A 14,210-nucleotide genomic window follows, 5' to 3' on the forward strand; every position below is an offset into this window, starting at 1 on the left:
CAAATGACCGACAACGAAGCGCCACGGACCATCGACGCACGGCGCCATCTCGACCACGCGGTCCGCGCCATGGACCACGTCCAGGCACGCTACGAGGTCGCGATGCTCGACTACATCACCGCGCGCATCGTCGAGGCGCACCCCCAGACCACGCATCTCACCTTTGTCCACGCCACCGCCGACGGCCTGATCGAGCTGGACGGCCTGTGGGCCACCCGCGACGGCGGCACGGAGGAGCTGCTCCACGACCTGCGCGGCGGCGGAAGCGCCACCGTCGGGTTCGACCCCGGCGAGATCGGCGACGACCTCACGTACGCCCTCGACCGGCTGAACTCGGTCGCGTGGAGCGCCGTACGCCCCCAGACGCTGCCGGGCAAGCGCTGGGTGCTCGACCTCCCACCCGCCGACCGCGCCGCGAGGATCGCTGCGCTCGTTCGCGTGCACCACCCGGACGCGGGCCTCCTGACTGTCGACCTCTCCGCCATGCGGCCCCGCGTCGCCGGCGTGACCACGGTCGGCGCCACGGGAGTCGGACCCACGGTCCACGCCGAACCCGACCGGCCGCTGTGGCCCGAGGAGACCGGGCGGATCATCCGCGGGCTGATCTGGCAGATCCGCTCCCTGCCCCACCTGCGCGCTCGATACGTGACGCGGGTCGGCGGCTCGGCGGAGGAGACCGCGCTTCTGCTGCTCCCGCAGACCGAGACCGGCTCGGGGGAGTAATGTCATGTCCCTGACTGTCGAGCACGCGCCCGCACCCGCCGTGCCTGCCGTCCACGCCCGGACGATCGCCGCGAACGTCCTCCAGACCTGGCCCATGGCCATCGGCCTGACCATCGAATACGTCGCCCACCATGACCAGGGCCCGCGCGGCGCCGTCACCTTCGCGGTCGTGCGAGCCCGCGAGCCGTGGCCGAGCCCGGTCCTGATCCGCTGCGACGGATACGGCCACATCGCCCGGGGCTGCGAGCACCCCCGCCCCGACGGGCAGCCCTGCTGGCATCCCTCGGCCCCGCACCTCTCCCTGCGCGACCAGGGCCTTTGCCCGCGCCACCTGCCGCCCCTCGCCGTCCACGACTGGGTGAAGCACCCCGAGCAGCCGCTCTACGGCCGCGTCACCCGCGTCGAGCCCGACGGCACCGTCGTCGTCGACTTCGTCAGTGGTGAACTCACCCTCCACGCCGCCCAGGTGCCCCGCGTTCCCCCACACATCGCGGATGAGCTCGACCAAGGGCCGCTCAACAGCCCCGTGCACCTGATCGAGGACTGACACCTCCGGCGCGCCGTGTGCGAGACGGCACCGGGGCCGACCACCACCCCTTCTACGAGCGGAAAGAGAGCTGCACCATGAGCAATCACGCCGTGATCACCCTCGGCTTCACCAGGACTGTGTACGCCCACGAACTGCAACCGGGCGACGTGTTCACCTTCCCCGACGCGCCGACCACCCCCCTGCTCATCACCAGCGTCGGCAAGGTCACCGTCTCATCCGAGCTGGCGCTCCTGCGCTTCCCTCCCCGGCCCAGGCACTCAGCTCCACCTGCCCGCCAACACCCCGGTCCGCCCCCGCCGCATGATCCGCACCGTCACCCTGAGATGCCTGCTGTGCAAGAAGGCCGAAGACATCGAGCTCGATCTCCCACACGACGGCGAGCCCCTGTCCTTCGTCTGCGGCAAGCACACCCCGGACAGCGAGGCCACGTCATGAGCCTCACCTACCTCAGCGCCGTCAACCTGCTGCGCCGCGCAGACGAGGAGAAGGCCCGCTCCCTGTACGCCGACGTCATCGAAGCCCTCGAACAGCACGTCACCGACGTCGGCGTGGACTCCTGCGGCAACGAGCTGAACATCACCGTCCAGCTCGCCGAGGACCAGTACATCGCCATCGCCGGCCGGCACTCCCTGCCCTGGCACGACGACCGCAGCGAACTCGGCGGCTGGATGGCCGTCCACATCGACGACGTGTACGGCAGCCGCAAGGTCATCTACGACACCACGACGCCCGAAGGCGAACCGCCCGGCGACCTGTCCCTTGAACCACTGGCCGAGGAAGTCGGCGCGTACGTGAGCGGCTGGCACGCCGAACACGGATAACCCATCCCGCCCCGCACCACCACCCGGGGGCCGCGCAGTGCGAGCAGCCGCGGCCCCCGGCTCCCACCCATGCCCCCACGAATGAAGAGAGAGATCATGCTCAGCTTCACCGTCGGCAGCGGCCCCGCCCTCGAGGCGACCGCGTACGCCGACTTCGACACCGGCCAGGTGGTCTACCGCATCGCCGATATCGGCGCGTTCACCCTCGGCTGGGACCCCGACCGCAACCCCGAAGCCGACCAGGACCCGAAGGAGGAGATCCTCCACGTCGCCTACGGCACCGGCCCATTCGGCTTCCAGATGGACGAAGCCCCCGTCCTGTTCGGCGTCACACTCGCCGGCACCGAGTCCTTCACCCGCGCCACCCTCACCGCAGGCACCCTCCGACTCCGCCCCTACCGCCTGATCATCAGCTCCCCCGTCCGCGTCGCGAAAGGCACAGCCCGCCGGGCCTTCGCCATCGTCTCCGCCCTGGCCCGCCACTGGCTCGCCCAGCCCTGGGCACCGGACCTGCGCCGCGCCCACGAACACGACTGCGCGCCCCGCTCCCTGAGCCGGTACGGCGGACTCATCACGCAGCATGAGGAGCGGATGCGGCGCGTCCGCGAGGACCACGCCTACTACATCCAGCGCGCGGACCGCGCCACGGCGATCCTCCAGGCGGGTCCCGTACCCGCTCCCGCGGGCGCCCCACCACACCCGTTCCCGCCGGCGGACGCGTCGACCAAGACGACGGGGCGGTGAACGGCGTGGTCCAGTTCGACCTTTTCGGCGAGGTGGAGCAGAAGCTCGACGAGCGCGCCAAGCAACGCGAGGAGGAAGCCGCCAAGCCCACGCCACGAACGGCTCCGGCCTCGCGCCGCACGCGCTGTGCCTTCCCGGACGACCCGCACCGGCACGCCGGCGAAGTCGCCGAGAACGTCATCGCCGCATGGTTCAGCCACTACGGCGGGAGCCGCATGGACGTCCCGATCGGCACCGTCGCCGCGCTGTCCTTCTTCCGGGAACCCCTCGTCAGCGACTGGCTCCTCACCCTCGAACCCGCCCAGCTCCCACCGCTCCTGCGGGAGATCTGGGGTGTCCAGTGGATGGCCCGCCCCGACCTCATCGAGGTCGCGCGCCCTCTGCACGACTGGGTCGAGGAGAGCCCCGACGAGTACCAGCTCCGAGCCGTCCAAGCGGTCATCCACACCGCCATCTACAACGGGCTGTTCGACCTCACCGCACGGGACGATCCCTACGACCGGTCCCAGGCAGACGTCCTCAGCCCGCTGCTGACAGGACTGCGGCACAAGAGCGACAAGAAGTGGCGCGGCGAGTACCACACACCACCCTGCGTGTCCGACCTGATGGCGCACATCCTCGTCGACACCGACCACGGGTCGTCGATCCGCGAACCGGCCATCGGCAGCGGCGGCATGTTCCGCTCCGTCGCCCAACGTCTACGGGAACACAGCCTCAACCCACACGACTACACCTGGTTCGGCAACGACATCGACCGCCTCTCCACCGCCTGCGCCGCCGTCAACGCGATCTTGTGGGACCTCGGCCCCCGGACCGTGATCTGGTGCGGCGACTCCCTCGCCTCACGAGACGGCGGCGTATCCCAGGCCCTCGCCGAACGCGCGGCCGTCATCGAGCACCGCAACAACGTCGTCGGCAAGGCACGCATGGTCGCCGCGATCCGCCAGGCCGAGCGCCTCCTGACAGGTGCAGCCGAGTGAACGTCTTCTCCTTCGGCGGAGGTGTGCAGTCCACAGCGGCTCTGGTGCTGGCAGCCAAGGGAGAAATCCCGTACGACACCTTCCTGTTCGCCAACGTCGGCGACGACAGCGAACACCCCGCCACCCTCCACTACGTCCGCACCGTCGCCATCCCGTACGCCCACCGCAATGGCATCGACCTGCACACCCTCAACCGCAGACGGCGGGACGGTCACATCGAAACCCTCTGGGAACGGCTGATGCGCCCCGGGTCCAAGTCCCTGCCCATCCCCGTCCGGATGAGCAACGGCGCCCCCGGCACCCGCAGCTGCACCGCCGACTTCAAGATCCGCGTCATCGAGAAACACCTGCGCCGCAACGGCGCCACCCGCACCTGGCCGGCCACGGTCGGGGTCGGCATCTCCCTCGACGAGATCCACCGCGCCAACAACCGCCGCCCCGGCCCGTACGAGAGGGTCACCTACCCCCTCCTCGGTCTCGGCCTGCGGCGCACCGACTGCATGCGGATCATCGCCGGTGCCGGGCTGCCCGTACCGCCGAAGAGCGCCTGCTTCTTCTGCCCGCTGAAACCCCTCACCGCATGGCAGCGACTCCGCGAAGACGAACCGCAACTCTTCGACGCGGCCTGCCGACTCGAGACCACCCTTATCCAACGCCGCGCACAGCTCGGCAAGGACCCCGTCTTCCTGACCCGACTGGCCCGGCCCCTCGCACAAGCCGTCCCCGAAGGCACCGAACCGCTGCCCTTCGACGACGACAGCCTGTGCGAGTCCGGCTGGTGCATGACCTGACCCAACAAGACCGAAAGGCCGAAACGAAGTGACCGGACAACCGCACGCGATCCGTATCGACACCGCCGGAGCACTACGAGAGATCCCACTCGGCGACACCTCTCGCGACCAGGCTCGGCGCGTCAGTCGAGCGCTCCTCGACGCCCCCGTCGTGCTCCGGCGGATCCACCGCCCGGGCGGCGACATCGTGGTCATCGGCGGCACGAACCGCGAACAGCACCCGCCGAACCGCCACGCCACCGCGCTGGCCCACGCCCTCGGCGGGCACCTCGACGACATCCGCGGCCCGGCGGTCTTCGCCGGCGTGACCGCCTCCGACCGCCTGGTCTCTCTGCCGGAAGCGGCCCTGACCGAAGCCTGGGAGATCTGCGGCGCGAGGCAAGCCGTTCCCACGACAGAGCACCGCACGACCGAGGAGAACGACTCGTGAGCCCGACGAAGCCAGCCACGCCGAAAGCCTCCGACACCCAGAAGAGGCAGCGGGTCTTCCCCGCGGACTTCGCCGAATTCGTCGCCGCGACCGCCGCCGCACTCGGCGACGGCTGGGCCGTCGACACCGACGACAAACCCCACCCAGGCCCGTCCGCGTACCTCGCCCACCCCGACGGCCGCCGCATCGGCATCAAGCACCTCTGGCGAGGCGAGGCCGTCCAGACCTGGGCGCTCGACGTGCCGCCCCGCGAGTTCGAGGAGGGTGACCGCGACGCCGAGTCGTACGCCGACAGCCTCAAGCACCTCTCCCCTGGCATCCGTTACAACGTCGGCGTCCACTTCTCCAACAACCCGCCCGCCGCGACCGCGGCACGGAACATCCGCACCCGACTGCTGCCGGCGTTCGATGGCGAGCGCCCACCGCTGCGCGCCTTCCCCAAGAAGCCTGCCCGCCGTACTGCGGGCGCCGAGAAGAACCCGGCAGCCGCCAACGCGCCGACGAGCGGCGACAACCCCCAGCCAGAGCAAGCGACCGCGACCAAGGCCCCGGCGAAGACCTCACGCCGCACGGCCAAGAAGACGCAGACGCCCGCGAAGGCCACCGAGCCGAAGAAGCGGACGCCAGCGCCCCGGTCACGCCGCGCCACGACGACGGCCAGGGCGACGAAGGCGCAGGACACCAAGGCGCAGAAGTCGAAGCCGCCCCCAGTAACTGATCAGCCCCAGGGTGCGGGGCGGTCCAGTGGCCGCCCCGCACCCGCATCCCACTGGAGAATCCGAGATCTGTCATGACACAACTCGACCTCTTTGGAGAGAAGCCGGCCGCCACGGACCGCAGGTCCGCCCGCGAGGCTGAACGCGACGCCCGAGCCGCTTCAACCACGACTGCGGCCGGGGCGGCTGCTACGCCGACACCGAACCCACCCGCGGCACCGGCAAGACCATCCACGAAGTCGGCCTCGCCGCCCACCGGCACGACAACCAGCGCCACCCCCACTGCACCCGCCCCGGCTGCGGCCACGCCCGCGGCGTCCACCAGAGCGTTCCGCGCACCGCTCCCGAAGACTCCACCTGCTGGCATCGCCGCATGACCGGACGAGCGTTGGCAAGATTGGCCGGATCTGTGCGATCGGGAGATCATCGCAAGCCAGGGCGTAAGGGATAGCCGCCGACGCTCCGCTCACTCCCAATCGACCAGAGAACCCGGTGAGGCACACCGGCGCCAGCAAGGGCGGCCCGGACTCCACGTCCTGGCCGCCCTTCCGCTTGCCCGAGCAGGGTCTCGCCCGTCACTCAGGTAGCGGGCGAAGCCGACCACTGAGCCGAGGTTCGTCGTTCAACTGCTCCCTGGTGAACCGGATCCCGAAGGCGTCCTCTACGAGAGCCAGCACCCCGTACAGTTCCGCCCACTCACCAGCCACGAGCCCCGCACGCCGCATGTGCTGTGCCAGCCGCTTCGGGTCGCTCCCCTCCGGAGAGACCGCCATCAGCGTGTCGAAGGTCGTGACCACGTCCCCCTCAACGGCGTACGCGAACGCGTACATCGGCTTCTCGTTGTAGTGCAGCGCCACTACCTCGGTTCCCGCGGAGACGCCGCGCAGGATCCGCGCGTCGAGTCCATGTACCCCGCCCTCCTCCCAGGCCCACGCCCACGCGCCCGTCGTACCCGCCCGGACCACCGGCTCTTCGTCGTCGTAGAGGTCGTCCCCGAAGTCGTCCGACATGTCGACGGGATCGCGCATGGCCACCGTCGCGCCGTCGACCCCCATGCGGCTCAGCAGCTCAGCCGGCGCCAGATTCCGCGCGAACGTCAACGTGTAGATGGGGAAGTCGCCGTGTCGGAAGAGGTCCAGGCCCCGCTCGGTCTGCTCGCTCGTCATGGCCCGGATCGTTCCACGTGCCACCGACAAGCGGTTGCACTAACGGATACGAACCCGCGCCACGATCGATAAGCGGTGCTCGTGAAACGCGGATCAGGGTCCGGGCCTGCGTGTCGAAGCAGCGCTGGTCAGCGGCCATTCCCGGCACCTTTCTGCGGGGACAGAGTGGGGACAAGCGGGAGTCGTGGGGACGCTGCGGGGACGTAGTGACCGTCAAGATCGGGGAGCTCCCAGGACGGTTTGGGACTCGTCAGAACGGCATCGCACCAGGTCAGGCAGGGGGGACGTCGACGAACGGTGATCAAGCGCAGGTCAGCGGATCATGGTGATGTTGACGATGATCATACTTACAAAGCAGATGTCGGCGGTTCGAAACCGTCCGCGCCCACCATCCTGACCAGGTATCTGGTTGGCAAAGACCCAGGTCAGCCCAGTGGCTGCCTGGGTCTTCCGTCGTTCGGAGCGTTCTACCCACATCACGCATACGTTCTAGCTACGCTCCGACTACGGGTCCCGTCTCCTGAAAATCCCCTAAACGATCACGGCGTTCGCCCAGGTCAGCGCACACAAGAAGAGCCGCCCCTCCCCAATCAGGGAGGGGCGGCTCAGCGCCGGGGTCCGAGGGGGCCACTCCTGGTGCCCCTGGCGCGCCCTGCGGGCTCACCTCGGGATGAGGCGAGCGTCCATATAGTTGAAACTTGCAGCGACATGCTGGGCGTGATCCATATATGGAGGAATACATTCCGGTAACCGGCAGGGAACCGACATCCGAGCCCCGGCCGGCCTGCGCGGGGGCTACGGGCCGGCCGGGGCCGTGGTGCCTGCCCGCCGCCGCTTCGCCGTAGTCGCGGCAGCAGGCAGGGGCTCAGCGCCCGCGGGGGCGAAGCATGCCCGGGTCCCGGCGGGGCTGACACTCGGGGTCGCCCTTCTTGTGCCGGTAGCTGTTGGGGCGGGCGCCGGAGGCGGAGAACGGGATGATGGTCTCGGCCTCGCCGCGGATGGGTCGGCTGCACCAGTCGCAGAAACGGGTCCCCTCGCTCACCGTCCCGCCTCCAGTGCGGCCAGGTGCTCGGTGAGCTCGACGACCGTGCGGGCGAGGCCCTGCGCGTAGGCGACGGCCTGGGTGAGGCTGCCGTTCGGGGCCTCCACAGCGAGTCGCCGGTGTGCCCGCGCGACTCCGGCGATTGCGTCCGCCAGCGTGTCGTCGTTGCGCGGGTGGACGGCGATCCCGTCGCCCAGGGCGGGGATGAGCTGCATGATGTGCCCGCGCAGCCGCAGGGTCAGCTCGCTCAGCCCGTCGTCCGCCGGTGCGTCCGCGTCCGGGGCGAGCAGTTGCGCAGCGTCGGTCCGCATCCCCTCGACGTCGAGTCGCGCGGGGCTCGGGGCCGGGCTCATGCGTCTGCCTCCTGGGTGTGGGGGTGGTTGCGGATCTCCGCGCTGCAGCGGGTGGCCTTCGCGCGGTCCCCGCGGGCGAGCGCCCGGCCGTGCTGCTCGGCGAGCGCGGCGCACACGCCGCAGCCGGGCGCGGGCTCGGGGACGGTGTTGGGAGGGAGTAGGTGTACTGGGAGCGGGCCGAAGACCGTCACGAGATCACCCCGCACGACGCTGAAGGCATCGGTGATTCGGGGGCCCTTTGCTGTAGCGCCTGCGCCAGTCTCATGGCGGAATCGGCGCGTACGCGCCCAAGTTCCACGAGGCCGAGTGCCGGCGATGCTGCGTCGACGGCGAGTGACGGCAGCACAATCCCGACGTGGTCGAGCGCTGCCCTCAGGGACTCCACGGCTGTGAAGGGGTCGATGTCCTGCGACTCGATTGCTGAAGCCATGAACAGGAAGGTAGGAAGGCGGGGCTGACGCCCGCCATGGAATGTTCTCGAATGTTCTCCTAATCTGACTCAATGTTCTCCTGTGATCTCGTGTAGCAGTGTGGAAGCTGTAGTGAAGGGCAGCTGCCCCTGGCGATGCTGAAGGCGACATGGCTCAACGCCCGAGGGAGAAGACGATGCGGCGACTACGTTTCAACGGCACCGACAGCAAGAACGGCGGCTGTCCTGCTGTGCACGAGGATCTCGATACCGGCGAGTTCATCGTCCAGGGGCGGCCCCTCACGGACCCAGACGACATCGCCCAACTCCAGCACTTCGGTCCTGGCGACGCTGCGGTCGCAGTGCCGCGCAAACTGCTCGTCAACCACGGCCCCAAGGAGATGGAACGAGTGCCCGACCTGATCGGCCCGGACGAGTTCGGTCGGCTCTTCCACACCTTCAAGCACTCGGCCTGGCACCTTGAGACCCGGCGAGGCTATGCCTCCGACCGAGAGGACGCGGGCTACGCTGAGTTCCTCGCAACCGGCGAAGCCCCGCTAGACCTCGACAGCGAGTGGTGCACGAACATCCGCCGCCAGACGGACAGCGGCAAGTACGTGGGTCGTGTCCGCGTGGTCGACAACCCGCCGACTGAGGGGCAGCGGTTCCTGCTCTCCTACGCCAGGTGCAACGCGGCCACGGGCGAGGACGTCCGGAACTTGTGGCGCGAAGAAGCCGTCAGCGCGCACTTGCCTGAAGAGGACTTCTGGGTCTTCGACAGTCGCCTCGTCGCCGTCCTCCGCTTCAATGACGAAGACATCTTCCACGATGTGGAGATCGTCACGGAGCCCGCCAAGGTCCTGCGCTACTGTCAGGTCCGAGACGCTGCGGTGCACGCCTCTATCCCTCATGGGCAGTTCGCCGCCCGGCTTGACAGGAAGGGCTGACCTGCGCCGGTGAGCACGGACTATCAGCAGGCCCGGGCGGCCCTCGGTCTTCGCTTGCGGGAGCTGCGGCTCTCGGCACCTGCTGGCCGTCTCACCGGCACGCAGCTCGCCCAGCGGCTCGGCTGGCCGCACTCCAAGGTCTACAAGCTGGAGAACGGCCAGCAGACCGCGACGACCGAAGACCTGCAGGCCTGGGCCGATGGAGTCGGCCAGCCCGGAATCGTCGACGAACTGCACGCCCGGCTGCGGGGGTTTGAGTCCCACATCCGCTCTTGGCGCCGCCAACTAGCTGCCGGGCACCGGCCCGCACAGGACAGTTGGAACGTCGAAGTCGGACGGTCCAGGGCCATCCATGCCTGGGAAGAAGCCGTCATCCCCGGTATGCTCCAGACAGCAGACTACGCGCGACACATCTTCCTTCGGTACGCCGAGCTTCAGGGCTCAGTGCGCGACACCGAAGCCGCAGTCCGAGCAAGGATGAAGCGGCAGGAGTGGCTATACCAAGGTGGTCGGCAGTTTCACGCCTTGGTGTGGGAAGCAGCCCTCCATGCTCTGGTGTGTCCTCCGTCGGTCCTCGTGGCCCAGCTTGACCGGCTCACGGGTGTGATCGGGATGGATACGGTGGAGCTTGGGATTGTGCCCCTCGGCGCGTCGCTGAAGATCCCCACGGCCAACGGGTTCTGGCTCTTGGACGACAGGCTTGTGATCGCCGAGGATTGGCACGCAGAGCTGTGGCTCGACGACGCTGAGAGCATCGCGCTCTACCTTCGCACCTGGAAGACGATCCAGGAATCGGCGGCTTACGGCACCGACGCCCACAATGTGATCAACGCCGTCCGTCGGGCGCTAAATCGACGTTGACCGTGAGACGGCAGAAGGCCCCCTGCTCCGGCCGTGGCCGGTGCAGGGGGCCGTAGCGTCAGCAGTCAGAAGACGCGGATGGCGGGGGCTCAGCGTCGCGCCCGAAGGCAGAGGGGCAACGTCGGGCAGGCCAGGTTTCGCGATCCGCCGCCGAGGTCGACGGCGCCCCGCAGCCGGATTGGACCGCGTGGGTCGACGAGGCCGATTTGTCGGATCGAGCGGCTCGCACCAGTTCTACGGCGGCTCGGCGAGTTCAACGCGGTGCCCCTTTCCCGGAGGTCTTGGACATGGCTGACAACTGAGCTACTCCGCAGGGGCGGTGTTCGCGGCAATCCAGTCGAGACACCCCTTCGAAGCAGCCGCGAGCGCTACAGCGGCCACCTCCGGGTTCTGCCACGGGTGGTTCCTGACCAGGTGGGCCTCCAGCTCCGGGTAGCGGGCCCGGGTAGTTTTCAGCAGCAGTTGACATTCCTCGCCAGTACCGAACTCGCCATCGTGCCAGAACACGGACGTGACGGGGCCGATGATCTGGGTGCCGGCAGTCAGGCGCTCGCCAACTGCAGAGCGGGCGAGTTCGATGGCCTGGTCTCGGGTGGGGGTTGCTGTGGATACCTGCCGTTGTCCACGTCCAAGACCGGGAGCAAGCCCCGCCTTCGACGCGATCGCGATAACCGCCACCAACCGCGGACAGTGGCGTCCCGCCATGGACCCCCGTCAAAGAAACAGGCCCTGGCCGAGCTGAGGACACGGCCGTTCCACGGATCACTGCCCATGGGGTGTGCGGCGCTTGGCGCGAGTGGCCCCGGGTCGTGGCCGCGACTGTCAGTGGATGAAGCTGAAGCTGCGCCAGGGGCCCGCGCCCGGGGCGGCGACGTCGGAGAGGGAGGCCGGGACGTAGATCGAACCGCCGGTGCAGTCCCGGGTGGTGTAGAGCTTCACGTCCACGGAGGTTGTGTTCTCCACGGAGACCGCTCCCGCCGGGGGGAAGCGGTGGCAGCCCTTGACCGAGGGGTTGGTGACCGCGATGTGGCGGTGGCGGGCCGTTTCGAACGCGAACGTGCCCACGGCGCTGCGGCCGAGGCCGGAGCAGCCCGCGGCGGTGGCGAGGGTGAGGAGGGCCGCCCCGGCGGCGAGGGCGCGATGCCGGTACCGGTGGGAGGTCGCGGACATGGGCGGTCCTCGTCTCTGCGGGAAGGTCCTGACGAGGCCACCCTGCCCGGTCCGGCCGGGCGTGGCATCCGGGGGAGGCCGGTCGGGGGAGTGGAGCACACCAGGGCGGCGCCGGGGCGGGCTGCCGGAAGTGCTCACCACGCCGCGTGCCGCCGGGGCGGGCGTCGCGGACCGCGCTCAGCAGCCGCTCAGTAGTAGCTCTTCTCGCCGTCCAGGAGTTCGCGGATCGCGTCCGCGTGACCCGCGTGCCGTGCCGTCTCCTCGATCATGTGGAGGAGCATCCAGCGCAGGCTGGCGGCGGAGGACGTGAAGTCCGGGTGCCGGCCCACGTCGTCGAGGGAGTGGCGGGCGACGATCTCGTTGGAGGTCGCGCACTGCTGCCGGTACTCGTCGAGGAGCTGGGACAGCGGGATGCCGTCGACCTTCATGTCGGCGTCCTCGTCCTCCAGCCCGGGGTCCTGCGGCGGGTGGCCGAGGAAGAGGGCCTCGAACCACATGTGTTCGACCCAGCGCAGATGGGAGACCAGTCCGGCCATCGTCATCAGCGGGGAGTCGGGCAGGACGGCACGGTGTGCGTCCTCCTCGGAGAGGTTCTCGCACTTGAAGTGGATGATCGCGCGCTGCATGTCCAGCCAGCCGACCAGCTGGGTCCGTTCGTCCGCCGTGAAGGGAGGCCGGCTGCGGGGTGGGAGCTCCGTCATGGGCTGCGACGGTACTCGTGTCTCCGGCCTGCCGCACCGGCATTTCCGCGGTCGCGGATGCTCACCCGGACGGGCGAGCACCGGTGGTCGGCGGTCCGGGGCGGGCGGAGGGTGGAGGCATGGCAGGCACCTCGCCTTAGGGCGTACCTCGGCATCCGCCCCACGACCCGGTCCACGGCCCGCCCCACGACCCGGTCCACGGCCCGCCCTACGGCCTGGTCCACGGCCCGGTCCACGGCCCCGACGCGGCCGGGCGTCCGGCGGGACCCTGTTCGCGGGTGTGCTGATGCTCGTCTCAGGTGTGATCGCCATGCTCCGGGGAGGGCGTCGTCGGGATCTCCATCGGGAGCTTCGTGGTCCGGGTGCTGTGCACGGACCGCACGGCAGCCTGCTCGGCCGCCTGAAGAGCGGCGGGGCACACTGGAGGCATGTGCCGCAGTATCAAGACACTCCGTCCGCCGGCCCTCCCCGGAGAGGCCACCGACGAGGACGTCCGAGCCGCAGCCCTGCAGTTCGTCCGCAAGGTCTCCGGCTTCCGCGCGCCCGCCGCGCACAACCGCGAGGTCTTCGACCGGGCCGTCGACGAGGTCGCCGAGGCGACGGCCCGGCTGCTCGACGGCCTGGAAGTGCGAGGGAGCGCAGCCGCGCGGAGTCCTGCTCAGGCCACGGGCTCGGCGGCCCGCCTGGCAGACGCGGGCTGACGGGAAGCCGCCTGCGCGGGGACGGCGGCCGCCGCGGCCCCCGACGCCGGGGCTGAGGCCGAGTCCGTCGAGGGGTCCGACGCGTAGCCGGCGGCCGGTGCGTAGCCGGCCGCCACCGCGGTCGCGGGGGACGGCGCCGGGCGGCGGCGTACGACATACGCGGCCAGTGCGCCCGCCGCGAACAGCGCGAGAACGGAGACCGCCGCGCCGACCCAACTCGCGCCCAGCCACTGGCCGCCGAAGTATCCGAGGCCCACGCTGTACCCCGCCCACACCACGCCGGCCAGCGCCGACCAGGGCAGGAAGTCCCGCACCCGGCGGCGCGCCGCGCCCGCGCCCAGGGAGACCACAGAACGCCCCGCGGGCGCGAAGCGCGCTATCACCACGAGCGCGCCGCCGCCACGGCCGAGGGCGGTGCCGAGACGTTCCTGCGCACGGGTCAGCCGGCGCGAACGGGCGATCGCGCGGTCCAGCCGGTCACCGCCGCGCCAGGCCAGCCGGTACGCCATCAGATCGCCGAGCACGGACGCGGCCGCCGCGCACACCAGGAGCACCAGCAGCGAGGGAATCTCGTACGGCGCGGAGGCCGAACCCGCCGCCGCGGCCGTCGCCGCCGTGATCACGAGCACGCCGCTGGGCAGGACGGGCAGAAAGACATCCAGGAGCACGGACAGGGCCACGACCGCGTAGATCCACGGGCTGCCGGTCAGCGACCCCACACTTTCCAGCACCTGTTGACTCCCCGAGGCAGAAAGAACGCCGCGACGTCGCGGGGGAGCGGCAGGGGCGGCATGACGGCTACACAGCGTACGCCGGGGGTCTGACACGAGATCGGCAGGGGGTGGCGGTTGTGGCGCGCGTCACTTCCGCCGGGGGCGGGGAGGGCGAAGCGGAGGTGCCGCTCCCGAGGAGAAGGGGTGGCGAGGCGCCTCACGCCCGGACCCCCGTCGGGGTCCGGGCGTCCGGCGTGTGGACGTCGGGCGTGCCGATGCCATGCGGGCGTCGGGCGTGCGGACTCGGGTGCGCCGACGTCGGGAGTGCGGGCGTCTGACGTTCAGGTGCCTGAAGTCCAGGCGCCCGACGTTCAGGTGCCTGAAGTCCAGGC

General features: G+C 70.0%; 21 protein-coding genes. 12 read left to right on the top strand and 9 right to left on the bottom strand.

From position 1 onward, the window contains the following. The first annotated feature begins 3 nt into the window (after window positions 1-3). The 9 genes from QCN29_RS11565 to QCN29_RS11605 all read left to right on the top strand — a co-directional run bounded on the left by QCN29_RS11565 (window position 4) and on the right by QCN29_RS11605 (window position 5,833). Window positions 4-723 carry a hypothetical protein gene (locus tag QCN29_RS11565; protein ID WP_279927767.1) on the top strand — a complete coding sequence of 240 codons (720 nt, stop codon included), beginning with the start codon at window positions 4-6 and terminating at the stop codon, window positions 721-723. A 4-nt stretch (window positions 724-727) separates the two neighbouring features. Continuing rightward, on the top strand, window positions 728-1,270 hold the full coding sequence (locus tag QCN29_RS11570) for a hypothetical protein (RefSeq protein WP_279927768.1): 543 nt from the start codon (window positions 728-730) through the stop codon (window positions 1,268-1,270). Window positions 1,271-1,573: 303 nt separating this feature from the next. Next, entirely contained in the window at window positions 1,574-1,708 is a 135-nt protein-coding gene (locus QCN29_RS11575) for a hypothetical protein (protein WP_279927769.1), read from the top strand. Continuing rightward, window positions 1,705-2,094: a hypothetical protein gene (locus tag QCN29_RS11580; RefSeq protein ID WP_279927770.1), complete on the top strand. Its 390-nt coding sequence runs from the start codon at window positions 1,705-1,707 to the stop codon at window positions 2,092-2,094. The genes QCN29_RS11575 and QCN29_RS11580 overlap by 4 nt, the downstream gene beginning before the upstream one ends. Before the next feature lie 81 nt (window positions 2,095-2,175). Further along, entirely contained in the window at window positions 2,176-2,838 is a 663-nt protein-coding gene (locus QCN29_RS11585; protein ID WP_279927771.1) for a hypothetical protein, read from the top strand. After that, window positions 2,835-3,818 carry an N-6 DNA methylase gene (locus QCN29_RS11590; RefSeq protein ID WP_279927772.1) on the top strand — a complete coding sequence of 328 codons (984 nt, stop codon included), beginning with the start codon at window positions 2,835-2,837 and terminating at the stop codon, window positions 3,816-3,818. The genes QCN29_RS11585 and QCN29_RS11590 overlap by 4 nt, the downstream gene beginning before the upstream one ends. Then, window positions 3,815-4,609, top strand: coding sequence for a phosphoadenosine phosphosulfate reductase (locus tag QCN29_RS11595; protein ID WP_279927773.1), 795 nt, complete (start codon window positions 3,815-3,817; stop codon window positions 4,607-4,609). Before QCN29_RS11590 ends, QCN29_RS11595 begins: the two co-directional genes overlap by 4 nt. Before the next feature lie 28 nt (window positions 4,610-4,637). Continuing rightward, complete coding sequence (locus tag QCN29_RS11600) at window positions 4,638-5,039, top strand: hypothetical protein (protein ID WP_279927774.1); 402 nt, start codon at window positions 4,638-4,640, stop codon at window positions 5,037-5,039. Beyond that, window positions 5,036-5,833 carry a hypothetical protein gene (locus tag QCN29_RS11605; protein ID WP_279927775.1) on the top strand — a complete coding sequence of 266 codons (798 nt, stop codon included), beginning with the start codon at window positions 5,036-5,038 and terminating at the stop codon, window positions 5,831-5,833. The genes QCN29_RS11600 and QCN29_RS11605 overlap by 4 nt, the downstream gene beginning before the upstream one ends. 497 nt (window positions 5,834-6,330) lie before the next feature. Here the strand turns inward: QCN29_RS11605 and QCN29_RS11610 are convergent, their stop codons facing one another. The 5 genes from QCN29_RS11610 to QCN29_RS11630 form a co-directional block, all read right to left on the bottom strand. Then, window positions 6,331-6,921, bottom strand: a complete 591-nt coding sequence (locus QCN29_RS11610) for a DUF6461 domain-containing protein (RefSeq protein ID WP_279927776.1) — start codon at window positions 6,919-6,921, stop codon at window positions 6,331-6,333. 865 nt (window positions 6,922-7,786) lie between these two features. Continuing rightward, on the bottom strand, window positions 7,787-7,963 hold the full coding sequence (locus QCN29_RS11615) for a hypothetical protein (protein ID WP_279927326.1): 177 nt from the start codon (window positions 7,961-7,963) through the stop codon (window positions 7,787-7,789). Continuing rightward, the gene (locus tag QCN29_RS11620; protein ID WP_279927777.1) at window positions 7,960-8,316 is read right to left on the bottom strand and encodes a DUF6415 family natural product biosynthesis protein; all 357 of its coding nucleotides are present in this window, start codon (window positions 8,314-8,316) and stop codon (window positions 7,960-7,962) included. Before QCN29_RS11620 ends, QCN29_RS11615 begins: the two co-directional genes overlap by 4 nt. After that, window positions 8,313-8,507, bottom strand: a complete 195-nt coding sequence (locus tag QCN29_RS11625) for a hypothetical protein (RefSeq protein WP_279927779.1) — start codon at window positions 8,505-8,507, stop codon at window positions 8,313-8,315. The genes QCN29_RS11620 and QCN29_RS11625 overlap by 4 nt, the downstream gene beginning before the upstream one ends. Beyond that, on the bottom strand, window positions 8,504-8,746 hold the full coding sequence (locus tag QCN29_RS11630; RefSeq protein WP_279927780.1) for a hypothetical protein: 243 nt from the start codon (window positions 8,744-8,746) through the stop codon (window positions 8,504-8,506). Before QCN29_RS11630 ends, QCN29_RS11625 begins: the two co-directional genes overlap by 4 nt. Window positions 8,747-8,922: 176 nt before the next feature. Between QCN29_RS11630 and QCN29_RS11635 the strand changes: the two genes are divergently transcribed. Together QCN29_RS11635 and QCN29_RS11640 are read left to right on the top strand one after the other, a co-directional pair. Next, complete coding sequence (locus QCN29_RS11635; protein ID WP_279927781.1) at window positions 8,923-9,672, top strand: DUF6879 family protein; 750 nt, start codon at window positions 8,923-8,925, stop codon at window positions 9,670-9,672. A 9-nt stretch (window positions 9,673-9,681) separates the two neighbouring features. After that, window positions 9,682-10,533: a helix-turn-helix domain-containing protein gene (locus QCN29_RS11640; protein WP_279927782.1), complete on the top strand. Its 852-nt coding sequence runs from the start codon at window positions 9,682-9,684 to the stop codon at window positions 10,531-10,533. Between the two features lie 303 nt (window positions 10,534-10,836). Here QCN29_RS11640 and cutA read toward each other — a convergent pair whose 3' ends face one another. The 3 genes from cutA to QCN29_RS11655 form a co-directional block, all read right to left on the bottom strand. Next, window positions 10,837-11,211, bottom strand: a complete 375-nt coding sequence (cutA, locus tag QCN29_RS11645) for a divalent-cation tolerance protein CutA (RefSeq protein WP_398859177.1) — start codon at window positions 11,209-11,211, stop codon at window positions 10,837-10,839. Between the two features lie 144 nt (window positions 11,212-11,355). After that, window positions 11,356-11,703: a hypothetical protein gene (locus QCN29_RS11650; RefSeq protein WP_279927783.1), complete on the bottom strand. Its 348-nt coding sequence runs from the start codon at window positions 11,701-11,703 to the stop codon at window positions 11,356-11,358. A gap of 188 nt (window positions 11,704-11,891) precedes the next feature. Beyond that, window positions 11,892-12,404, bottom strand: a complete 513-nt coding sequence (locus QCN29_RS11655) for a DinB family protein (protein WP_279927785.1) — start codon at window positions 12,402-12,404, stop codon at window positions 11,892-11,894. Window positions 12,405-12,832: 428 nt separating this feature from the next. Between QCN29_RS11655 and QCN29_RS11660 the strand changes: the two genes are divergently transcribed. Then, on the top strand, window positions 12,833-13,105 hold the full coding sequence (locus QCN29_RS11660; RefSeq protein WP_279927786.1) for a DUF2277 domain-containing protein: 273 nt from the start codon (window positions 12,833-12,835) through the stop codon (window positions 13,103-13,105). Here QCN29_RS11660 and QCN29_RS11665 read toward each other — a convergent pair. Next, complete coding sequence (locus QCN29_RS11665) at window positions 13,063-13,836, bottom strand: DedA family protein (protein WP_279927788.1); 774 nt, start codon at window positions 13,834-13,836, stop codon at window positions 13,063-13,065. The genes QCN29_RS11660 and QCN29_RS11665 overlap by 43 nt on opposite strands. Window positions 13,837-14,210: the final 374 nt, after the last annotated feature.

Origin of the sequence: Streptomyces chengmaiensis, from assembly GCF_029846775.1 — a bacterium.
Lineage (GTDB): Bacteria > Actinomycetota > Actinomycetes > Streptomycetales > Streptomycetaceae > Streptomyces > Streptomyces chengmaiensis.